At 68.4% G+C, this 19,791-nt stretch carries 23 protein-coding genes; 1 reads left to right on the plus strand and 22 read right to left on the minus strand.

Annotated features, from left to right (window positions below; translation table 11 throughout):
* Positions 1-63: 63 nt before the first annotated feature.
* The 4 genes from IV112_RS03520 to IV112_RS03535 all read right to left on the minus strand — a co-directional run bounded on the left by IV112_RS03520 (position 64) and on the right by IV112_RS03535 (position 3,364).
* Complete coding sequence (locus tag IV112_RS03520) at positions 64-513, minus strand: GNAT family N-acetyltransferase (RefSeq protein WP_304001066.1); 450 nt, start codon at positions 511-513, stop codon at positions 64-66.
* A 51-nt stretch (positions 514-564) separates the two neighbouring features.
* Entirely contained in the window at positions 565-798 is a 234-nt protein-coding gene (locus IV112_RS03525) for a DUF1653 domain-containing protein (protein WP_304001067.1), read from the minus strand.
* An 88-nt stretch (positions 799-886) separates the two neighbouring features.
* Positions 887-2,314, minus strand: coding sequence for a hypothetical protein (locus tag IV112_RS03530; protein ID WP_304001068.1), 1,428 nt, complete (start codon positions 2,312-2,314; stop codon positions 887-889).
* A 72-nt stretch (positions 2,315-2,386) separates the two neighbouring features.
* Complete coding sequence (locus IV112_RS03535) at positions 2,387-3,364, minus strand: DUF5050 domain-containing protein (RefSeq protein WP_304001069.1); 978 nt, start codon at positions 3,362-3,364, stop codon at positions 2,387-2,389.
* A gap of 385 nt (positions 3,365-3,749) precedes the next feature.
* Here IV112_RS03535 and IV112_RS03540 point away from each other — a divergent pair, with 385 nt between their 5' ends.
* Entirely contained in the window at positions 3,750-4,025 is a 276-nt protein-coding gene (locus IV112_RS03540) for a CopG family ribbon-helix-helix protein (RefSeq protein WP_304001070.1), read from the plus strand.
* Positions 4,026-4,301: 276 nt separating this feature from the next.
* On the opposite strand, the gene IV112_RS03545 is transcribed toward IV112_RS03540, so the two are convergent.
* From IV112_RS03545 to IV112_RS03630, 18 genes are all read right to left on the minus strand, one after another.
* Positions 4,302-4,748, minus strand: a complete 447-nt coding sequence (locus tag IV112_RS03545) for a L,D-transpeptidase family protein (protein WP_304001071.1) — start codon at positions 4,746-4,748, stop codon at positions 4,302-4,304.
* A 74-nt stretch (positions 4,749-4,822) separates the two neighbouring features.
* Positions 4,823-5,701, minus strand: coding sequence for a Rossmann-like domain-containing protein (locus IV112_RS03550; protein WP_304001072.1), 879 nt, complete (start codon positions 5,699-5,701; stop codon positions 4,823-4,825).
* The gene (locus IV112_RS03555) at positions 5,698-7,308 is read right to left on the minus strand and encodes a VWA domain-containing protein (protein WP_304001073.1); all 1,611 of its coding nucleotides are present in this window, start codon (positions 7,306-7,308) and stop codon (positions 5,698-5,700) included. Before IV112_RS03555 ends, IV112_RS03550 begins: the two co-directional genes overlap by 4 nt.
* Complete coding sequence (locus IV112_RS03560) at positions 7,305-8,756, minus strand: AAA family ATPase (protein ID WP_304001074.1); 1,452 nt, start codon at positions 8,754-8,756, stop codon at positions 7,305-7,307. The genes IV112_RS03555 and IV112_RS03560 overlap by 4 nt, the downstream gene beginning before the upstream one ends.
* Positions 8,757-8,775: 19 nt before the next feature.
* On the minus strand, positions 8,776-9,432 hold the full coding sequence (locus IV112_RS03565; RefSeq protein WP_304001075.1) for a 5-formyltetrahydrofolate cyclo-ligase: 657 nt from the start codon (positions 9,430-9,432) through the stop codon (positions 8,776-8,778).
* Entirely contained in the window at positions 9,429-10,511 is a 1,083-nt protein-coding gene (locus IV112_RS03570; RefSeq protein ID WP_304001076.1) for a hypothetical protein, read from the minus strand. Before IV112_RS03570 ends, IV112_RS03565 begins: the two co-directional genes overlap by 4 nt.
* Positions 10,508-10,912 (minus strand): ribonucleotide reductase subunit alpha, encoded by a 405-nt coding sequence (locus tag IV112_RS03575; protein ID WP_304001077.1) that lies wholly within the window; start codon positions 10,910-10,912, stop codon positions 10,508-10,510. The genes IV112_RS03570 and IV112_RS03575 overlap by 4 nt, the downstream gene beginning before the upstream one ends.
* 29 nt (positions 10,913-10,941) lie before the next feature.
* Positions 10,942-11,253, minus strand: coding sequence for a metal-sulfur cluster assembly factor (locus IV112_RS03580; protein ID WP_304001078.1), 312 nt, complete (start codon positions 11,251-11,253; stop codon positions 10,942-10,944).
* Entirely contained in the window at positions 11,250-11,690 is a 441-nt protein-coding gene (locus tag IV112_RS03585) for an RrF2 family transcriptional regulator (RefSeq protein ID WP_020163478.1), read from the minus strand. The genes IV112_RS03580 and IV112_RS03585 overlap by 4 nt, the downstream gene beginning before the upstream one ends.
* A 2-nt stretch (positions 11,691-11,692) precedes the next feature.
* A complete protein-coding gene (locus tag IV112_RS03590; RefSeq protein WP_304001079.1) occupies positions 11,693-12,928 on the minus strand; it encodes an NnrS family protein in 1,236 nt (411 codons plus the stop codon).
* Positions 12,929-13,041: 113 nt separating this feature from the next.
* Positions 13,042-13,371: a hypothetical protein gene (locus tag IV112_RS03595; RefSeq protein ID WP_304001080.1), complete on the minus strand. Its 330-nt coding sequence runs from the start codon at positions 13,369-13,371 to the stop codon at positions 13,042-13,044.
* A gap of 339 nt (positions 13,372-13,710) precedes the next feature.
* The gene (locus tag IV112_RS03600; RefSeq protein WP_304001081.1) at positions 13,711-14,430 is read right to left on the minus strand and encodes a flagellar brake protein; all 720 of its coding nucleotides are present in this window, start codon (positions 14,428-14,430) and stop codon (positions 13,711-13,713) included.
* A 136-nt stretch (positions 14,431-14,566) separates the two neighbouring features.
* Complete coding sequence (locus IV112_RS03605; protein WP_304001082.1) at positions 14,567-15,037, minus strand: GlcG/HbpS family heme-binding protein; 471 nt, start codon at positions 15,035-15,037, stop codon at positions 14,567-14,569.
* A gap of 31 nt (positions 15,038-15,068) precedes the next feature.
* The gene (locus IV112_RS03610) at positions 15,069-15,494 is read right to left on the minus strand and encodes a c-type cytochrome (RefSeq protein WP_304001083.1); all 426 of its coding nucleotides are present in this window, start codon (positions 15,492-15,494) and stop codon (positions 15,069-15,071) included.
* 61 nt (positions 15,495-15,555) lie between these two features.
* Positions 15,556-15,963, minus strand: coding sequence for a c-type cytochrome (locus IV112_RS03615; RefSeq protein WP_304001084.1), 408 nt, complete (start codon positions 15,961-15,963; stop codon positions 15,556-15,558).
* A gap of 55 nt (positions 15,964-16,018) precedes the next feature.
* Positions 16,019-16,777 (minus strand): substrate-binding periplasmic protein, encoded by a 759-nt coding sequence (locus tag IV112_RS03620; protein ID WP_304001085.1) that lies wholly within the window; start codon positions 16,775-16,777, stop codon positions 16,019-16,021.
* A 37-nt stretch (positions 16,778-16,814) separates the two neighbouring features.
* Positions 16,815-18,578: a PQQ-dependent dehydrogenase, methanol/ethanol family gene (locus IV112_RS03625; RefSeq protein ID WP_304001086.1), complete on the minus strand. Its 1,764-nt coding sequence runs from the start codon at positions 18,576-18,578 to the stop codon at positions 16,815-16,817.
* A 351-nt stretch (positions 18,579-18,929) separates the two neighbouring features.
* A complete protein-coding gene (locus IV112_RS03630; protein ID WP_304001087.1) occupies positions 18,930-19,739 on the minus strand; it encodes an enoyl-CoA hydratase/isomerase family protein in 810 nt (269 codons plus the stop codon).
* Between the last annotated feature and the right edge of the window lie 52 nt (positions 19,740-19,791).

Raw genomic sequence — 19,791 nt, forward strand, 5'->3', positions numbered from 1 at the left:
TGTCCCGAAACAGCACGAAAACGCTTGCGCCGGAACATAGAATCTCCCACAACAACACCGCCCTCAGCCTTCTACCCGGCGCATCGGCAGCATGTCCGAGGCGGTGAAACCATGGCGCGCATAGAAGCGCTGTGCGTCCGCGTTGACGCGGTCGGTCAGCAGGGTGATGCGCGGACAGCGCTGGACGCGTGCGAAGTCGATGGCGGCGGTCAGCAGCGCGCTGCCGACACCGGCGCCGCGGACGGACGGCGCGACCACCATGTCTTCCAGCAGCACGACGCGTTCGCCGAGCGCGGTCGATACGGTGAACAGCAGATTCACCATGCCGACGACCTCTCCATCGCGTCGCGCGACCAGCACGCTGCCGACGCGCGGATCGCCGACGATCATCGCCAGCCCGCGCGCCTGGGCTGCGGTGTCCGGCGTGAATTCGGCTTCCTGCGCGAACAGCGCGGACAGCAGTCCGCACAGCGCGGGGATGTCGGCGAGGGTGGCGGTGTCGATCTGCATCATGCGGGCTCCCGGAATACAGCCCGCATGATGACCGGATTCCGGTCAGGCGATCTAGTCCGGCAGCCGCTCGAAGCGCAGCTGCGGCACGCCGTCGATCTCGACCAGCCCGACGAACATGTCGTAGGGCCGCACCCACAGCCCCGAATCGTTGTACAGCGGGCGATACAGCACCATGGGCTCCAGCGTCTCGCTGTGACGGACGACGCCGACGACTTCGTACTCGCCGCCCTTGTAGTGGCGGTAAGGACCGGGGGCGATGGTCGGGAGCGGTGCAAGGTCACTCATCGGACGGGCTCGGCATGACAGGGTTTGAAGTTGCGGGATCGGTCACAGTAGCGGCCCGCATTGGCGAAGGCCGCGCGGCCGTCGGTTCCTATGGTTTCGCGTCGGCGTCTGACGTCTGCTCCGCCGGCTTCGGCGTGGCCCCGGACCGATCGGCCACCAGTTGACGAAGCTTGCGCAAAGCCAGCGTATCGACCAGGGTGTTCAATGCCGAACCTGCGCACGCCGCAGCCCCGGATTCCGGCGTCGTCCGGTGCCAGTAGGCGGTATGCGCAGCCACCGTCCAGCCGCGCCACCCGCCTACGCGTACGGCAATGTCGCGAATGCCACAGCCGAACACACCGGCGAGCGGGCCGCCGACGATATCGCCGAACAGACCCCAGCGCACCGGCGCGTACAGATTGGTCCAGCGCGTGACCGCGAAGGCCGCGGCGTGGTGCGGCAGCAGCGGTGTGAACTTCTTGCCGGCACCGATATCGACCGGCGGCTTCACGCCATATGCATAGCCCTTGCCATCCCGCTGCGGTGGGCAGGTCGGCAGTTCGCGTTGCCGCTTGCGCGCTCCGAATTCCTCGCTGCTGCGCGCCAGCAGCAGCGCGCCATGCGTGAGCGGGCTGCCCAGCGTGATGAAGTCGGTCACCCGCCACGGATGACCGAGCTTTCTCAGCTCCATCTGTGCGGCCAGCTGCGCCTCGCGGAAGACGTCCAGCGCGGTCGCGTCGCTGTCCGGCCGCAACGCCTCGCCGAGCGCGGACAGTTCCGACCGCAGCACCGGCTGCGGTCCGTCGCCCTTCAGCGCGTCGCGCACGAAGGCGCGAACCGTCTCGTCCGCCAGTCCGGGCAGTTCTTCGTGGCAGCGCTGCCACCAGGCATTCAGGATGTCGTAGCCGATCACGCTGCCCAGGCTGTGGCCGACGACGATGATGCGATCGTATTCGCCTCGCTCGTGCAGCGCCTGCAGCAGGCGGGTGCCGTCGGCCCGGATGGCGCGACGCAGACGGATATTGCCGGGACGAGGGCTGAGATAGCGCGCCGCATCGCCCAGGTAGTGGATGAGCGCGCCCTGCAGCAGCAACCAAAGGCCCGCCGCGGTCAGCCAGCGCCAGTCGCCGGGCGACATCGCCTGCAGTGCGGATACCCATTGCGCCGCCACGCCTGTCGCCAGCAATGCGAACAGGCCGCCGACCGACAGCCGCGCGATCCAGATCAGCGTGCGCGCCGAGTGCGGAAGCCCGCGCGTACTGCGCCAGATCAGGCTCCACAGCCAGGCCAGCACCGCCTGCAGCGAGGTGCCTTCGACCTTGTAGGCCCAGTAGTACTCGTAGAAATGCGTGCTGCCGCTGCGCCCGCGCGACTGCAGGCGGCGCAGTTCGAACAGGTCGGACAGCGGGTCCGGCTTGCTCCAGAACGCTTCTTCCCCCGGGTCGGGCGGATCGAGCACGCTGTCTACGAAGCCGCGCAGCGTGTCCATCGGCTTTTGCTCGCCGATGCCGTGTATCAATACCACCGCCTGCTTCATCGTTCGCGCCCTCGCAGCCCGTGATGCACGATTGTGGCGGAAAGCCGTGGCATCGACATCACGGCATCCGCGTCAGCCGCAACGGCGACGGCGCGCGGCCAGACCCGTCAGACCGAGCCCGGCGAGCAGCATCGCGTACGCAGACGGTTCCGGCACCGCCAGCACTGCCACGCCGCGCACCTGCGACGGGTTGAACGGCAGATCGGGGTCGAAGTCCTGCTGCGCCCGGATCACTTCCACCGCGTCGCTGCCGTCCAGCGCCATGCGTACGATGCGGCCGGCGCCCTGCGTCGTATTGCCCTGGGGCGTAGTGAACAGGCCCTGCAGCGCGGATACATAAATGGTGTCGTCGGTCACGTCGATGCCATTCAGGAAGCCGAGCCCGCTGGCCAGCGTGGTCAGCCCGCTGCCGTCGAGGTTGGCGCGCTTGACGAAGCCGTCGGTCGTGGTCAGATAGATGTAACCGCCGGTCACTTCGAAGTCGTAGGAATTCACGCCGGTGAGCAGGGTCTGCGCGCCCGAGCCATCGAGATTCGAGCGCATCAGGCGGTTCGACGTGCCGACCTGGCTCCAGAACATGCCGTCGGCCGTCACGTCGATCGCGAACGGCGAGCTCAGGCCGCTGCTGACGACATCCGCCGACGGGAAGGTGAGCGACAGATCCAGCCTCAGGATGTCGCCCGAGTTCTGCCGTGTCACGTAGAGCATGCCGCCCTGCACGTCGACGTCGTAGGCGCCGGCGACGTTGTAGGTCTTGAAGCTGCTGCCATCCGGCAGCATGGACACGACGCGGTTCAGCTGCTGGTCCGGCCACCACAGGCGACCACCGACGTACTCGACCCCATTCGGCCCCTTCACGCGAGTCGGATCGGTCACCAGAGCGCTCGACGTGCCACCCGGCACGGTCGCGGTATTGATCGAACCGACGAAGGCGAAGGTCGGCGTAAAGCGTTGAAAGGTTTCCGACCACACCAGCTGGTCGGCCGCAACGGCGGCGTAGCTGCTACAGGACAGCGCAAGCGCGAGGAGGTGACGACCCCGTTTTTTCATTTTTGGTGATCTCCGGATCAGTACGGCGAAGGACGTTTCGCCCGGCGAGGCCGGAGCAAGAGACATTCCTTCGTGCGTGAAGCGCCGAGGGGCGGCGGCGGCAGGCAGAAAGGCCGGAAATCGCCGCAGGTGGCGCGGAGACCAGCCGGAGCACAAGACGCCTTTCCGCTCAGCCACTTGGCGCCGCCCGACAAAGTCCCCCTGCCGCCTGCCCATGCATTGCGCGTAGATCGCCATCGGACAGGCTTCGAGAAATCCGCCCGGTCGTGCGCCGGGCGCCAGACGTCCATGCACGCCGACGGTGCCGGGTGCAAAGAAATCCGACAGAGGATGGATAAGAACCTCCGCCCGGACTAACTTGATTGAAAGTGATTTGGAGTGACTCATGGCTTCAGCAGACACCCGAGTGATGACCGCTCACCTGCCCGTCGAGCTGGCAGAACAGGTGGACGAATTGGCGGCACGGCTTGAGCGTTCGCGCGGCTGGGTGGTGAAACAGGCGCTTGCCGCCTACGTCGAGCGCGAAGCGGAGCGCCACCGCCTGACGCTGGAGGCCATGGCAGACGTCGATGTCGGGAATGGGAACGCGGTGAGCCACGACGACGTAAAGGCTTGGGCGGCGTCCCTCGGCACGGATCGGCCCGGAAAGCTGCCTGAATGACCGCCGGATGGAGGCGCGCAGTTCGCGTGATCCCACCTTAGCGGAGGTCCGGACCTGCCGCAGAGCCAGCCCCGCTTCAACAAAAAGCTGCCATATATCGAACCCCACGGGACAGCGGCATCTTCATCGGCCGGTATGGGTATTGCGCACATGTCTTGCGCTGGAGCTGCGCTGAAATGCCCGTGTTCGCTCCGGAAGGCGTATCTGCCCGCTTGCATTCGCTTTACCCGGGCGCGGGTCGTGGGGACAGAGGGGCCTGTCACACTCCGACTAAGGTCACGGAAAGATCTCGATCGGCGTCCCGGGTTCAACCAGTGCCCACACGACATCCATATCGGCGTTCGAGAGCGCGATGCAACCATCTGTCCAGTCGAATCGCTGAACAAGGGGCGCCATCCACCCAAAGCCGTTACGCTGTCCATGAATCATCACAGCACCGCCCGGTGGCACGCCTCGGATGCGGGCGCTGTCGGAGTCATTGGCATCCGGATAGGAAATGTGCAACGCGCGGTGGTAAGCGCTGTCTGCCTTCCTGAAATCGAGCACGTAGCGCCCCTCCGGGGTGCGCCGGTCACCTTCCTGCTGCTTGTGGCCGACCGGATTGCCTCCCAATGCCACCGGGAACGAACGGACGACTTCTCCGCCAAGCATCAGATACAACCGCCGTCCAAGCTTGTCGACCTTCACCCTGTCAACCGCTGGCGCGGCCACTGCTACGGCCATGCCGATAGTCGTCCACGCGGCAACGATAGACACGCATGTCGCACGGACGGCACGGCGGGCGAGCGTGCCGCGACTCATCCTTGCGCTGCCCGCTCCAGCAACACCTCGAACCCCGGCCACCCCTCCTTCGTCAGCGCGAACTTGCTGGTCGACTTGCGGCCTTTCCGGTTGTCCTTGTCGCCCGACGTGAGTCCGTCGATGAAGGCTGCGCGGTCCTCGACCCAGCTGCCGCCGAGCAGCGTCACACCGCGGGCGAACAGCGCGTCGGGCAGGCAGCCGGCGCTGGGGCCGACCATGGCGAACCAGCGGGCGGCGCGGCAGTGGGCGAGCATGCGGTCCAGCGTGTCGTTGAGCAGCAGCGTGCTGGTGGACAGCACCTTGCCGCAGGCTTCGAGCGCCGCCCCGTCGGTGGTGACGCGCCAGCCTTCGCGCTCGCCGACGGCGCTCTCGTCCAGTTCGATCACGGTGAGGCGGGCGCCAGCGGCGACGATGCGGTCCACCAGCGGGCCGAACAGTCCGATCATGCCGATGTCTTCGCCGGGCTGCGGATCCATCTGGCCGATCGAGTCGCTGCTGCCATCCGGACGATAGCCAGCGCGGTCGAACAGGCAGCGGGTGATCGCGTTGGCGCAGACGAAACCCAGCGTGCGATCGACGCCCTGCCCGCTCACATAGCGGCGCGCCAGTGCCAGCGCGTCGATGCCCTTCAGATCATCGAGGCCGGGGCCACTGCGCAGGCGCTCCAGCGTGTCGTCGAGCAGCACGTAGGACAGGCCGATGCTGCCGTCCTCCAGTTCCAGCGCGCAGAACTCGCCGCGCGCGTGACCGCTCCCGCCGTCGCGGCAGGGTTCGTCCGGCCGTGACGGTGGCAGGTGCAGGGCACGCACGCGCGGCAGCGGCATGCGTTCGGCGATGCGTTCGATCTGGGCGAGGTAGTCGGTGGCGAAGCTCATGATGTCGGGTCGTCGGACGAGTGGTCGGGTGGCAGCAGATCGGCAGGCAGCGGCTGGCCGCGTCGCAGGCCGGCACGCACGGCGGCCGACGCGATTTCGCCGCTGACCGTGGCGTCGCGGTTCTCGGCGGTGCGCAGCGCGCCCGGAAAGTAGAGCGCGGTGAGGCGGTGGGTATGCACCGGCGAATCGCTGCCGCGTGCGCCGTCGCCATAGCGGCGCCAGTCGCGCACCGGGTGGATGTGGTCGGCCACTTCGAGGAAGCCGATGGTTTCGCGGTCGCCGATCAGCACGCCCTGCACGCGCAGGCCAAGCGCGCGCTTGGCGTCGTCGAGCCGGGCAACCAGTTCGGGCGTGGCGCCGAATTCGCCGTCGGAAGCGATCAGCAGGTCGGCCATCTGCCAGGCCGCCTGTTCGAGACAGGCGATGGATTTCTCCAGCGGGCCGCAGATGTCGGTGCCGCCCTTGAAGCCCTGACCGAGGAAGTGGATGAGCCGGCCCAGGCCTTCGGCGTCGACGCCGATCTGCATCTCCACCACCTCGCCGGCGCCGCCGAAGGCAAACACATGGCAGGCGCGACCCTGCGCGTGCGCGGTGCGCACCGCTTCGAGCACGACCGCCTTGGCCACTTCGCCGGCGCCACCCTGCATCGAACCGGAGGTGTCCACGCAGACCAGCAGCGGCCCCATCTCCAGCCGCCGATCGGGTTGCGGATCGGGCCGCGGCCGCAGTACCGGTGCGTCGATGTGGCGCACCTCGGTCATGCGGTCGTCGTCCTCGTAGCAGAGCAGCGTGCGTTCGGCACGCCGGGCGTGCCACACCAGGCGCAGCGCCGGGTGACCGAGCAGCACCGATTCGGCCGGCAGCATGCGGGCGATGCGGTCGGCCCGATGGACGCCACGCGTCTCGCCCGGCATGTCCGGCACGCGCACGGTGCGCTGTTCGGTGTGGCGCGCGACCGCGCTATCCATCACCTCGACCTGACTGCGACTGGCGTCGTCGCGCTCGTCGGACGGCCGGGCGCGGCCGAGCCGGCGTATGCAGTCGGCCAGTTCGGGCAGTCTTTCGAGCAGGCGGCGGATGCGCAGCACCTCGCGCCAGCCTTCGGATTTCAGCAGCCCGGGCAGCAGGTCCCAGCGCGCGTTCTTGCCGTCGTCCGGCAGCTTGCCGAACACCTCCATCAATTCGTCCATCTGGCCGCGGCGGTTCTGCCAGTCGGAACCGAAGGCCTCGATCGCCATCCGCGTGGCGCGCGCGTCAGTCGCTCCGCGGTCGCGGTAATCGGGGATGAAGTCGAGGTGGAACAGCAGGCTCTGCACGACCACGTCGCTCAGTTCCTGCCGGCCGGTGCAGTAGGCCGGCAGATCGAGTTCGGCGAAGGTTTCGCACAGCGCCGCGATCAGTTCGGGCGACGGCCAGCACCAGTCGGCGGCGGGCGGCACGCGGCCGCCGACCAGCGCGCTGCGCAGCGCGACCAGCGCCGCAAGTCGCGGTTCGAGCCGACCCTGTGCCTGCGTCAGCGCGCCCAGCCACAGCGTGCGCGGCAGCGCGTCGAGCGCGGCCAGCCGCGCCTCGCGCGACTGGAACAGCAGCGGCGCCTGCGTGCTCACGCCAGCGGCTCGTGCGCGACCGGCTCCGGCACGTCGGCGTAACGCGCGGCCTCTTCGGCCGACAGCCGCGGCAGGTTCTCGAAACCGCGACGGGCGTCGCGCGCACGCTCGGCCAGTTCGGCGATCAGCGCAGCGGTCGCCGCCAGGTGGGCATCGACACGGGCGAGCAGCGCTTCGTCCAGCCACAGCGTGCGGGCACGGGTGGCGGCCAGGCTGGCGCGTTCGGCCGCCAGTTCTTCGGCATAGGCGGCGATGCGCGCAAGCAGGTCGTCGATCTGCGCGGTGCGCGCCGCGATGTGCGCCGGACCGTAGCGACGGCGGCGGCTGTAACTCATACGCAGCGCACCGGCGCCGCCCTTGGCGTCGCCGATCTCGCCGGCCAGTTCCTCGGCCTTCTCGGTGCCGACTTCCGACGGCGAAAAGCGCAGCCGGCCGGATTCGTCGTAGTCGAGGTCGTTGGCGTTCTGCTCGGTTTCGAGCTGGGCCTGAAAGGCCTGCACGACGCGGGTGAGTCGCGGCGGCGCGAAAGCCTCGCGCACACCGAGGCGCGCGTGCAGCCAGTTGGCGACCTCGGCCTGGCGCTCGGCGTCGGGCGCGACGCAGGCGGGCAGCAAAAGCAGGTCCCACAGCCCGACTTCGGTACGGCCCTCGGCGGCGGCAGCCACGCGCAGCAGCCACACCGTCTTCACCCAGCGACGGTCAGATACGTAAGTGCCCTGCTCCGTCATCTGCGCGCGCAGATCGGCCAGCACGCCGACCACGCGCGCCGGCAGCACGACCTCGTGTGCCGCCAGCGACACCGCACCGAGGTCTTCGTCGCCGAGCGCGAGCGCCTCGTCCGGCGGCGCCCATTCGTCGGCGCAGCCCGCTTCGAGCAGCGCGGCAAAGCCATCGGCGCTGACACGGCCGACCGGCACGCGCAGCAGGAAGCGGTCGAAGAAGGCCTCGCCCACTTCGTCGTCCGGCACCTCGTTGGTGGCGCCGATCACGCTGACCAGCGGACACAGCTGACGGCCGGCGCCGTTGTCGAACTCGCGCTCGTTCAGCAGCGTCAGCAGCGCATTCAGGATGGCGCTGTTGGCCTTGAACACCTCGTCGATGAAGGCGATGGTGGCGTCCGGCAGGAAGCCGTCGGTGTGCCGCTCGTATCGGTCCTCCTCCAGCGCGCGGATGGACAGCGGGCCGAACAGTTCTTCCGGCACCGAAAAGCGGGTGAGCAGGCGCTCGAAGTAGCGGGCGTCGCGGAAGGCGCGGTGCAGCCGGCGCGCCAGTTCGCTCTTGGCGGTGCCAGGCGGGCCGATCAGCAGCGTGTGCTCGCCGGCCAGGGCGGCCAGCAGCGCGAGGCGCACGACGTGGCGGCGCTCGACCAGGCCGCGTTCGAGGGTGGCAAGCAGTTCAGCCAGACGCGACGCGAAGGGCGCGTCGGCGGCAACGGCGGAGGCGGACATCTGTGTGGGTCTCCGTTATTCAGCGCAGGATGCGGCTGGCGACCAGCGCGTGCGCGCGCTGTGCACAGCTGTCGACGTCGATCTCGTGCAGGCCGTCGACGCCGACTTCGAAAATACCGGCCTCGGTCACGATGAAATCCATCGGAATGTCGTGCGGCTGCGGGTGGATGGTGGGCATGCGCGACAGTTCGAAGGCCACGCCTATCTTCAGCGGCTGCACCGCGCAGGCGGCCAGCGTGCGGTCGAAGAAACCGCCGCCGTAGCCGAGGCGGTAGCCGCGCGCGTCGAAACCGACTGGCGGAATCAGCAGCGCGTGCGGCTGGACGACATTGGTGTCGTCCGGCACCGGCAGGTCATAGACGCCGGGTGTGGTCGCCACCCCGGGCCACCATTCGCGGAATACCAGCGGCGCCTTGCGCTCGACCACTTCGGGCAGCGCACCGCGCGCGCCCTGCACGCGCAGCGAGCGCAGCAGATGGCGCGAGTCGAACTCGCCGCGGAAGGGCCAGCAGAAGCCGACCGTCATGTGCTGCAGCAGCGGAAAGCCGGCTTCGAGATAGCCGGTGATTTCGACGTTGCGCGCCATGCGCTGTGCCGGATCGACCGCCTCGCGCTCGGCCAGCAGTCGTTGCCGTTCGGCACGCCGCCAGGCGGCCAGATTGTCCGGGGTGCTCATGCGGGCATCTCCTTCCTATGTAGACCTGCACTCACCGCACGCAACATGACGCCGGCAAACAGCAGGATGGCCAGCGCGTGACCGGCGCCAGCGACCATCAGTGCATCATGCCGCCCGACGCCGACCGCGACAATGCGCAGCGCCAGACTGGCTGCAAGCAGCCACAGTGGCAGGCGCGCCAGGCCGGTATAGGCAGGCCGCAGTCGCAGCAGCGCCGGCAGGATGATGGGGGCGTGGCCGAACACCATGGCGAACACGAAACCGAGCAGCACCGCGTGCAGCCCGGTCGCGGCAACCGGAGCGGCGTCCACCGACAGTTCGCCATACAGACTGAGCAGCGCGCCCACCAGCAGCCACAGATAGCCCACGGTCAGGCACTGGGCCGTATGACCCGCCCAGCCAGCCGCACGCCACGCACGCGGCGCGATGTCCCAGCGCAGCAGCCAGACGGCCAGCAGCGCGCAGCCCGACCACAGCGCAAAGGGCAGCACGCCGCTGACGCCGAACGCGATCAGCGCGACCGCGGCGACGAACAGCCGGCGCGCCAGCGGCGGCAGGCGCACCATCTGCGTCAGCTCACGGCGCTCGCCGGCGATGGTGAGCACGAGGAAGCCGACGCCACCGCGGGTCAGCGCAGCGAGATCGCCGTGCAGCATCCACAGCAGCACACCGACCAGCCAGCACGCAGCGCCGCCCGCTTCGACCAGCAGATGCAGCGACCAGGCGCGGGTGGCGCCCGCATAGATATAGAGGGCGACAAGGCCGGCCGCAGCGGCCGCCCAGCAGACCTGGGCCAGCGGCAGCAACACCGGCACCTGCGCCAGCACGCCGCCTACGCCAGCCAGCAACGGCGCCAGCAGCCCGGCCAGTCGCTGCAGCGCGACCGCGCGCTCGAGCGCAATCAAGGTGCCGAAGAAGGCACACAGCATCAGCGCGCCATGCACCGGCGCTGGCATCAGAGGCAGCGGCAAGCCGAGGCGCGCCAGACCGCCGGTCATGCCGGACAGCAACGCGAACGCCGCCAGCAGCGCGCAGGCGGCGACCGCCCTGCCCCACAGCGGCGACCGCGCCGGTTTCATCCCAGCCGCACCGCGTGACCGTGGCGGTCCACCGGCATCAGGCTGTCGAACCGGCCGGCCTTGACCGACTCGACCATGCGGTCGAGCGCGCGGTCGACGTCGGCCGCCGTCGGTGGCTGGCCGTCGCGGCCGGACAGCGCAGCGACGAAGGCAATGGACCAGTCCGGCGCGAACAGCTGCGACTCTTCGATCAGCGTGGCGAAGTCCTGCAGTTCGTGCGGCGACTTGTCGACGCAGACCTGAGGCACCAGCGCCCCGCCCTGCCCCGCCTCGAAGCGTGCGCGCTCGGCCGCGGTGGCACCGTCCGGCAGTTCGGCGCGGGCGAACACCAGCAGCAGGCGCTGCGGTTCCGGTTGCTGGCGTGCGGCGGCGAGCAGGTCGTCAAAGGTGGAAATCTGCATGCGGAAGGCTCCGTGGATGATCGGGGTTCTTACCAGCCGAAGCGTAGCTGCAATGCCGGACTCATGCGGCCCGGATGCCACTCGGTGTCCCAGTCGAACTCGACATGCACCACCCAGCCGGGCGGGCAGGCGGCGCGCAGTGCAGCGGTCGCGTCCTCGATCAGCACCTCGCCCATCGGGCAGGTCGCGCTGGTGGGAATGAGCACGACGTCGACGCGGCCGTCCCCGATGTCGATGTGCTTGAGCAGGCCGAGGTCGACGATGCTCTCCGCCAGCTCCGGGTCGGGCACCGTGTGCAGAGCGGCGCGCAAGGCGTCAATGGTCGGGATGTTCGCGGTCATGAAACTCTCCTGAGCGGCGCGACGCTGCCCGGCGACTGCGCCAGCAGATCGGCCAGCGTATGACCGTCGAGGTGAGCGAGAAAGGCCTGCAACGCACCATCGACGATGGCGGTGAGCCGGCAGCGTCCTTCGAGCGTGCAGCCGGTACGCGGCGTGTCGGTCAGACATTCGACCAGCCGGAAATCAGGTTCGACGCTGCGGACGACCGCACCGAGGCGGATGTCGGCTGGCGGCTGTGCCAGCCGCATGCCGCCGCCCTTGCCGCGTACCGTGTCGAGCCAGCCGGCAAGCGCGAGCTGGTGCGTCACCTTCATCAGATGCGCCTCGGAAATGCCGTAGGCCTGCGCCACCTCGGCGATGGTGCACAGCCGTTCCGGGTGCTGCCCCACGTGCATCAGCAGGCGCAGCGCGTAATCGGTCATCGTCGTGAGGCGCATGTTCAGCTCCGGCGGGGCGTGATGGAAACCGGCTGCACGGCCGGCCCGGCGCGGTCCGGCCGCGGCCGGATCATCATCGGGAAGAAGCGCCACAGGTAGAGCGCGAAGGCGAGCGCCCACACGGTCGCGGCCAGGTGCAGCAGATGCACCGACGCGGCCGAAGGGTGCAGCGCGGCCAGCCGCAGCACGGCGGCGGCGATCACCAGCACGTAGGCGGTGACCATGCTGCGGTCTGTTTCGAGCGGCCGGCCGAGGTGGCCGAGCGCGGTGCGCGTAATCATGCCGATGATGAGCACCGAAAAGCCGCCCATCGCAATCACATGCACGTGCAGCGCCGTCGGCAGACCGACGCCGGCCGCGTGTGCTGCCGCCAGCAGCAGACCGGCGCCGAGCGACACATAGCCGACGTACAGAATCCACAGCAGCGGCTTGTGCAGCACGCGCCACGGCTTCCAGCTCGCCCACTGCACCAGCGCGATGCCGCCCGCCGCGGCCAGCGCGGCCGCCTGCACGAGCGGCCAGCCGGCGAGCAGACCGAGCACCGCCAGCGCACTGGCAATCAGCTGCGCCATGCCGCTTTTCAGATGGGTGGGCACGGTCAGGCCGGGCACCGCGCGCATGGCGAAGAAGGGAATGACGCGGCGGGCGACCAGCAGCGTGAGCAGCGCCATCACCAGCAGGCCGGCGTTGAAGTGCTGCATCAGCGTGCCGTAGTCGCCGGCGCGGGCGGCAATCAGGAAGGCGGCGTCGGTCACGCCGAGTGCGAGCAGCATGAAGGGCACGGCGTAGTTGCGGGTATTGCGCGACAGCAGCACCGAACGCCCGAGCGCCGCGGCGGCCAGCGCGAAGAAGGCGACGTCGGCCAGTGCGCCGACCAGGAAGGCGGCGTCGCCCGGCAGCAGGAAGGCGGCGCGTGCCACCATCCATGGCAGGCACAGCACGGCCAGTGCGCGGCCTTCGATCGGGTTGATGCCGGTCCAGGCGCCACCGGCCGTCATCAGGAAGCCGACCGCGATGGTGGCGACGAAGCCCCACAGCATTTCATGCGCGTGCCAGGCCAGGCCGCCCAGCGTGCCGCCCGCCCACTGCGGCGCGAATATCCACAGCGCCACGGCGACCAGTGCCCACAGCGCGCCAGCCAGGTAGAGCGGGCGGAAGCCCATCTCGAGGAAGGCGTCGGCCGAGGGCGCGTGCGCCGGGCCGGTCGCCGGTTCGTCGATGGTAAGCAGGATGGCCATGTTCGCGGTCCGTCAGGTTGACGGCTGCAAACATATATCCTCGATAGACCTTAAGACTTGACGCAGGACAAGCCGGACGTCGGTCCGGCGGGAACGATCGGCATCGACGGGGCTCAGCGGCCGGCCGAATCGTGCTCGCTGCGGATGACCTCGCCTTCGATGACGCGGCCACCGCTGTCCGGCACGTCGCCGAAGGGCGTCTGCATCGGGTTGTCCATCTGTTCGCGCATGCGCCGACGCAGTTCGCGCGTCTTCCACCACATCCATCCCCAGAACAGCAACCCGCCCACCACCGCCACGGCGACGATCACCACCGAGAACATGAGGCCGAGCACCAGCAGGCCGCCAGCGGCAATGACCGCGAACAGCTTGCCGAAGAAGCCCTTGGGTTGGATGTGGAGGTGCCGGCCGTGCAGGCGCCGGGAGGATGGATCGGTGTACATGCGTGGGCGCCCCTGTCTGTGCGAACTGTCGATATGAGGGTGACCGCAGGCGCTTGCAAGGGTTCGCCGGGATGGCGCGAAGGACCGTGTCAGAAGCCCTGTCGCTGCCAGGGCCGCGCCCACGGGGGACCATGCGCCAGACCCGAAGCCTGAGCCGGAGCCGAGGTTCTGTGGGAGGGGTCTTCTGACCCGACAGCAGCCTGTATCGAAGCCCGCGGACTGTGCGGCGGCCGCACCCACGGGCGGTGCGCGCAAGCGGCCGCTGAAGCCGTGTTCCTGTGGGAGCGAGCGTGCTCGCGATGAAAGCCTGAACCGGAGCCTGCAGCCGGAGGGCCGCGACTACAGCCGCCGGTGCGGCTGTTCGACCAGATTCTGGTAGACGTAGCTTTTCAGGAACACCGACGTCTGCGCGTTGATGTCGTCGAATTCGACGCCATAGGCGGGCTCGCCGGTGTCGGGTACTTCGTGGCGATTGCGGATGTGGCCGCTGACGACGACGCGGGTGCGCACCTTGTGGATGTCGAGGATCAACTCCAGCGACACCTTGTCGCCGACCTCGCGGCCCGGTTGCCAGACACGCACTTCGGCGCCGGTGGCACTGAGGTTGGTCACCACCGTGGGCACCGGCTCGTCGGTGTCCATCACGCGAGCGCTGATCGAGGTGGCGATGCGCTCGGCGTTGCGGATCTGCCGCATCGAAATGCGGCGCGGGAACTCGAGATGCAGGTATTCGAAGGGGCGCACCGAACGCTTGCCGACGACGGTGGTGAATCCATAGGCATGGCGCCCGGAAAAGGCGCGCACGCCTATCGTGTCGCCCTCTATCGGGGGGCCGGCCCAGGGGCGCGTGTCGGGCATGGTCACCAGCACGCTCAGGTCGTTCACCCAGCCGATCAGCTTGACCACGCCCGGCTGGTCGCCGAGCTTGGCCGGCGGTTCGATCACCATGCGGTCACCGACCTTGAGGCCGATGTCCTTGAACAGCACGTCCTGGAGTGTGGTCGCAGCATCGCCGGTCTTCACGGCGTCTTCGATGGGGCTGGCGGCTCTGGTATTCATTGTCGTTCCGACACGGCGTAAGGCGTTGATCGGCTACCCGAAACGGGTTTAACGATTTATCCGCGTGGAACTGAAGGGGCCGGAGGCCGTCGGCGCAAAAAATTTTTACATTTCACGCGCCGACCGGCCAACGCGTTCAGAGCAGGTGCTTTGCCGCCTCCAGACCCTTCTGCGCGCACTCCTCGTCCTCTGCTTCGCTGCCGCCGCTGACGCCGACGCCACCGATGTGCACGCCCTTCGAGGTCATGATGGGCAGGCCACCGATGATGGAGGTGGTGCGCGGCAGCACTTCCGCGCCAGGAATGCCCTTGGCCAGTTCGCGGAACTGGCGCGTGGACACCGGCAGGCTGGCCGAGGTGTCGGCCTTCAGCTGTGCAACCTGCACGCTGATCAGGATGCTGCCGTCCATCCGGCTGAAGTACTTCGGATTGCCGGCGATGTCATGTACCGCAGTGATCATCCGCCAGCCCTTGCCGGCGGCGTACTTCTCGCAGCCTTCGGCGATCGCCTTGGCGGTGGCCAGGTCGAGCGCCGGCTGTACGGTCTGGGCGTAGGCGCCGCCGGCCACGAGGGCGAAGGCGAGCGCTGCGGCGATGTGTGTTTTCATATCGTGTTCTCCTTGTTGTGGTGTGACAGGCTCAGAACCAGTTTTCGTCATCGGCCGCGGCGGCCTTCTTGTCGGCGACCTGCACGCGCTTCGCCTCCTCGCGCAGGAAGGCGATGATCTGGCGGATCTCTTCCGGCTTCAGTGCCGGGCCGAAACCGCCCATCTGGGTGTTCGGCCGACCTTCGGAAATGATCTTGAACATGTAGTCGTCGGAATTCGCGCCGCCCGGGCCCCAGGCGCCCTTCACGAGCTGCGGGCCCTTGCCGCCCTTGCCGCGCGAGTTGTGGCATTGCTGGCAGTTGCGACCGAACAGTTCCTCGCCAGCGCTGGCGTCGCTGGCCGCGGGCGCGCCGCCGCCGGGGCCTCCTGGGCCGAAGGCCGACACCGGGGTGACGCCGAGCGTCAGCGTGAGCGCGATGGCATACCGCGCGGCCGCGCGTGTCAGGGGGTAGGTCATGAAATGTGCTCCATCGGAAATGCGACAGGTCCGGCCGCGACAGGCGCAGCCGGACGGTGGATCAGAACCAGAGGTCGTCCTCGGCGCCGGCCTTGGCCTTCTCGGCCGCCTTGACGCGCTTGGCCTCCTCGCGCAGGAAGGCGACGATCTGCCAGATCTCCTGCTGCGTCAGCGCCGGGCCGAAGCCGCCCATCTGCGTGTTCGGGCGGCCGTTGGCGATGATTCCGTACATGTAGCCGTCGGTATTGGCACCGCCCGGTCCCCAGGCGCCCTTCACCAGTTGCGGGCCCTTGCCGCCCTTGCCGCGCGAGTTGTGACACTGCTGACAGTTGCGGCCGAACAGCTCTTCGCCCGCTTTCGCAGCGTCCGGGTCGTTGGCCAGCGGATTGGTGGCCGGGATGGCTTCGTCGGCCTGCGCACCGGCGATCAGGCCGGCGAGCAGCAGGCTCGCTGCGGTGACACGAAACATCTGCAACTCCATTCGAATGCGGTGGCGCCGGCGGCGGGCCGCCAGCGCCGGTGGATCACGGGAAGCCGGCCCGGCGCGCGAGGGCGTCCAGCGTGCCGTCGGCCTTGAGCGCTGCCAGTGCGTCGTTTACCGCGCCGCCGAGCGCCGCATCGGCGCGCCGGCTGGCGATGACGAAGCGGGTGGTCAGCGACGGTTCGGTCAGCACCTGGCGCACGCCGATACCGTCCGGCGGCGGGGTCTCGGCCAGGCGGCCGGCCCACACCAGCGCCGCCGCGATCTCGCCGCGTGCCAGCGCCTCCATCAGTTGCCGGTGATTGCCGTAGGGCGTGCGGTTGTAGCCACCGGCCAGCAGGTGCAGGTCGGCCGGCGTCGCGGTGACGGCGCCGACCTTGGCCTTGCCCAGATCGGACAGCGACTTCACCTTGCCTGCCGTCGGCGCGACCAGCACGTAGCCGACCGACACATAGGGCGTCGAGGCGACCAGGCCACGTTCGGCCAGATCCTCGCCACCGCCCTCGGTTTCCGGCAGGCCGACGAACAGGTCGCAGGCGCCGGCCTGTATCGACTGCTTCAGTGCGCGCCCCATGCCGCCGCGCGACGGCACGACGATCCAGTTCAGCTTCAGTTCGCGGCCGAGCTTCGCCGACAGCGCCTGCACGACCTCGACGTCGAGGCCGCGAGCGCCGCCGCTGCTGGACGAGAACGGTTCGTTGCCATCGACCACGCAGGCGGTAAGCGGGGCGGCCGACACGATGGAAGACAGCGCCAGAGCCAGCGCGCAGGCGGCGGTGCGGAATGCGGAGGACTTCGTCATGGCGATGCGGAGCGCCCTTGCGGGCGCCCCGGCTCCATTACTCGGCGAGGCCGAAGATCATCATGCCGCCACCGCGGTTCTGGTGCTTGAACAGCTCGTCATACACCAGCGGCCACAGGCTGCCGCCGCCCGGGCCATACACGATGGCCACGTACTGCTTGCCATCCACGGTGAAGGTGGTCGGGTTGCCGTGGATGCCAGTGCCGACGTTGAAGCGCCACAGCGCCTCGCCGGTGTCGTCGCGCATCGCGTGGAACCAGCCCTCGGCGTCGCCTGCAAACACCACACCACCGGCGGTCGCCAGCATGCCGCTGGTGGCCGGCGTGCTCTGCGGACGCTGCCACACCAGTTCGCCGGTAGTGGCGTTGAACGCCTTGATGCCACCGGTGTAGGGGTTGGCCTTCAGCACCTTGGACGACAGGAACCACTCACCCTTCTTCCATTCCATCTTCTTGGCCTGGATGTCCATCGAGCTGTCGATGTAGGGCACGTAGAGCAGCTTGGTCTGCGGGCTGTAGGCCGCCGGGTGCCATTCCTTGCCGCCGTCGAGAATCGGCGCGATGTCCTTCACTACCTTGTCGTAACCCGGCACCTTGTCCGGATTCACGATGGGCCGGCAGTTGTCGCCCCAGCTCTTGACCCAGTTCACACGCGCAATCGGCACCACCCAGTTGCACTTGCCCGTCGTGCGGTCGATCGAGTACAGGTGACCGTTGCGGTCGCCGTGCAGCCACACCTTGCGGCCCTTCTCGTCGTCCACCAGGATGGTTTCGTTGTTGCCGTCGTAGTCCCAGGCGTCGTTCGGCGTGTACTGGAAGTGCGTCTTGATCTTGCCGGTACGCGCATCCATGATCAGCGTCGAGTTGCTGTACAGGTTGTCGCCCTTGCGCACGCTCGGATCGAAGTCCGGCGTCGGGTTGCCGACGCCCCAGTAGATGGTGTTGGTCTTCGCTTCGTAGTTGCCGGTCAGCCAGGCCGACGAGCCACCGGTGCGCCACGAGTCGTTGGCCCAGGTCTTGGCGTTCGGATCGTTGGCGTCGACCGGACGGGTCAGCGTCTGCCAGACGATTTCGCCGGTGTCCGGGTCGAGCGCGGTGATCTTGCCGACGTTGCCGCCGACGTCGCCACCCGAGTTGCCGACCACGATCTTGCCGTCGGCCACCAGCGGCATCGAGGTGTAGATTTCGCCGGTCGTGTAGTCGCCGAGCTTCTTCTCCCACACCACCTTGCCGGTCGTGTTGTTCAGCGCGACGACGTGAGTGTCCAGCGTCGCCATGTAGACCATGTCCTTGTACACGGCCACGCCGCGGTTCACTGCCTCGCAGCACAGGCGCGGGCCGAGATCGCCCGGCAGCGAGCGCTCGTACTTCCAGATCATGCGGCCGGTCAGGCCGTCGATCGAGAACACCTTGTTCTGGCTGGCCGTCACGTAGATGCGGCCATTCACCACCGTGGTCTGGCTGTCCTGCGCATCATTGACGCCGAAGGACAGGTTCCACTTCGGCACCAGCTTCTTCACGTTGTCCTGGGTCACCTGACGCAGTTGCGAGAAGCGCGTGCCCTGGTAGTCCTTGCCGTAATGCAGCCAGTTGTTGGCGTCCTTGTCGGCGTGGATCAGCATGTCGTCGCTGACGTAGTTCGGACGCCACTTGAAAGTGGCTTCGAGCACGTTGATGCCGAGCGGGGGTTCCGGATCCTCGGCATGGACGACCATCGGGGCGAGCAGCAGCGCTGCCAGCAGACTCCCTGCAACCGAACTCAATGCGCCGGGCCGCAGTGCGCGGCCGTTGTGCTTGTTCATCAGGCTTCCTCCGTTGTTGTGGATGCGCATGCCCGGTCACCGGCCCGGTTTTTATCGGCCGGTACCTGCGGAACATCCTGCGTTCCGATGACACACGCAGGCATACGCCTGCAGCATTCGTGCCACTGAGGCGGTGTCGGATCGGTTGCGGCGGAAATCGGGAACAGGCGGCGCTATCCGGCGAACGGGATGCCGACCCGCCGTTTGCAGGAGGTCGTCCCTGAGACAGTCGGAGGCGGGGAGATGAGACAGCTGTCTCGGAATAACTGCGCTACAAATGTCGCAGCAGGGCGATCTTCGAGAGGGTTCGACCCGCGCCGGTGATGACGCGCGGCGCCCCGGCGCGCGCCTTCAGCGCCCTTCGAACTTCGGCTTGCGCCGTGCGATGAAGGCGGTCACCGCTTCGGCGAAATCCTGGGTCGCGGCGCAGCGGCCGAAGGCGGCGGCTTCGTCGGCCAGTTGCTGCGCCAGCGGCTGACCCGACGTATTCAGAAGTCGCTTGATTTCCGCCCAGCCGTGGCGCGGCCCGCTCGCCAGCCGTTCGACCTCGGCTTCGACCGCGTCGTCGAACTCCGCCACCGTCACCACGCGCTCGACCAGCCCCAGCGCCTTCGCTTCGTGCGCGTCGAAGCGGCGCGCGCTCCACATCAGCTCGCGCGCCCGGCGCTCGCCCAGTGCGCGCACCAGGAAGTGCGACTGACCGCCGGCCCCCGGTTGCGCCAGCCCGATGCCGGCGGTGCTGAACACCGCGTCGTCGGCCGCGATGGCGATGTCGGACGCCAGCATCAGCGACAGTCCGTAGCCGACACAGTAGCCGCGCACCGCGGCCACCACCGGCTGGTGTGCGTGACGCAGCGCTATGATGACCGGATTGACCCAGTTCTCGACCAGCGCGCGAAAGGTGGCCAGACGCGCCGGTGCATCCAGCGGCAGACTCTGCGAAAACTCGTGCACGTCGCCGCCGGCGCTGAAGCTCGCCCCGTCGCCGCGCAGCAGCAGCACACGGCACTCGGGGTCGGGCAGCACCCGCTCGACCGCCTCGCGCAATGACTGCATCATCGCCGTCGTGTAGGCGTTGCGCCGCGACGGGCGCGACATGGTGAGCGTGGCCACACCGCGCTCCAGCGTGGTCAGGATGCGGCCGGAATCGTTGGATGTCATCGGCAGGGAAACCTCAAGGACGAAGGCGCGAGCTTATACCGCCTGCAGGGCG

The sequence above is a fragment of the Methyloversatilis discipulorum genome (assembly GCF_018780585.1).
Classification (GTDB): domain Bacteria; phylum Pseudomonadota; class Gammaproteobacteria; order Burkholderiales; family Rhodocyclaceae; genus Methyloversatilis; species Methyloversatilis discipulorum_B.

Coding starts and splice junctions, on each gene's coding strand:
- IV112_RS03520 (WP_304001066.1), bottom strand. CDS start 513: ATGATGCAGATCGACACCGCCACCCTCGCCGACATCCCCGCGCTGTGC.
- IV112_RS03525 (WP_304001067.1), bottom strand. CDS start 798: ATGAGTGACCTTGCACCGCTCCCGACCATCGCCCCCGGTCCTTACCGC.
- IV112_RS03530 (WP_304001068.1), bottom strand. CDS start 2,314: ATGAAGCAGGCGGTGGTATTGATACACGGCATCGGCGAGCAAAAGCCG.
- IV112_RS03535 (WP_304001069.1), bottom strand. CDS start 3,364: ATGAAAAAACGGGGTCGTCACCTCCTCGCGCTTGCGCTGTCCTGTAGC.
- IV112_RS03540 (WP_304001070.1), top strand. CDS start 3,750: ATGGCTTCAGCAGACACCCGAGTGATGACCGCTCACCTGCCCGTCGAG.
- IV112_RS03545 (WP_304001071.1), bottom strand. CDS start 4,748: ATGGCCGTAGCAGTGGCCGCGCCAGCGGTTGACAGGGTGAAGGTCGAC.
- IV112_RS03550 (WP_304001072.1), bottom strand. CDS start 5,701: ATGAGCTTCGCCACCGACTACCTCGCCCAGATCGAACGCATCGCCGAA.
- IV112_RS03560 (WP_304001074.1), bottom strand. CDS start 8,756: ATGTCCGCCTCCGCCGTTGCCGCCGACGCGCCCTTCGCGTCGCGTCTG.
- IV112_RS03565 (WP_304001075.1), bottom strand. CDS start 9,432: ATGAGCACCCCGGACAATCTGGCCGCCTGGCGGCGTGCCGAACGGCAA.
- IV112_RS03570 (WP_304001076.1), bottom strand. CDS start 10,511: ATGAAACCGGCGCGGTCGCCGCTGTGGGGCAGGGCGGTCGCCGCCTGC.
- IV112_RS03575 (WP_304001077.1), bottom strand. CDS start 10,912: ATGCAGATTTCCACCTTTGACGACCTGCTCGCCGCCGCACGCCAGCAA.
- IV112_RS03580 (WP_304001078.1), bottom strand. CDS start 11,253: ATGACCGCGAACATCCCGACCATTGACGCCTTGCGCGCCGCTCTGCAC.
- IV112_RS03585 (WP_020163478.1), bottom strand. CDS start 11,690: ATGCGCCTCACGACGATGACCGATTACGCGCTGCGCCTGCTGATGCAC.
- IV112_RS03590 (WP_304001079.1), bottom strand. CDS start 12,928: ATGGCCATCCTGCTTACCATCGACGAACCGGCGACCGGCCCGGCGCAC.
- IV112_RS03595 (WP_304001080.1), bottom strand. CDS start 13,371: ATGTACACCGATCCATCCTCCCGGCGCCTGCACGGCCGGCACCTCCAC.
- IV112_RS03600 (WP_304001081.1), bottom strand. CDS start 14,430: ATGAATACCAGAGCCGCCAGCCCCATCGAAGACGCCGTGAAGACCGGC.
- IV112_RS03605 (WP_304001082.1), bottom strand. CDS start 15,037: ATGAAAACACACATCGCCGCAGCGCTCGCCTTCGCCCTCGTGGCCGGC.
- IV112_RS03610 (WP_304001083.1), bottom strand. CDS start 15,494: ATGACCTACCCCCTGACACGCGCGGCCGCGCGGTATGCCATCGCGCTC.
- IV112_RS03615 (WP_304001084.1), bottom strand. CDS start 15,963: ATGTTTCGTGTCACCGCAGCGAGCCTGCTGCTCGCCGGCCTGATCGCC.
- IV112_RS03620 (WP_304001085.1), bottom strand. CDS start 16,777: ATGACGAAGTCCTCCGCATTCCGCACCGCCGCCTGCGCGCTGGCTCTG.
- IV112_RS03625 (WP_304001086.1), bottom strand. CDS start 18,578: ATGAACAAGCACAACGGCCGCGCACTGCGGCCCGGCGCATTGAGTTCG.
- IV112_RS03630 (WP_304001087.1), bottom strand. CDS start 19,739: ATGACATCCAACGATTCCGGCCGCATCCTGACCACGCTGGAGCGCGGT.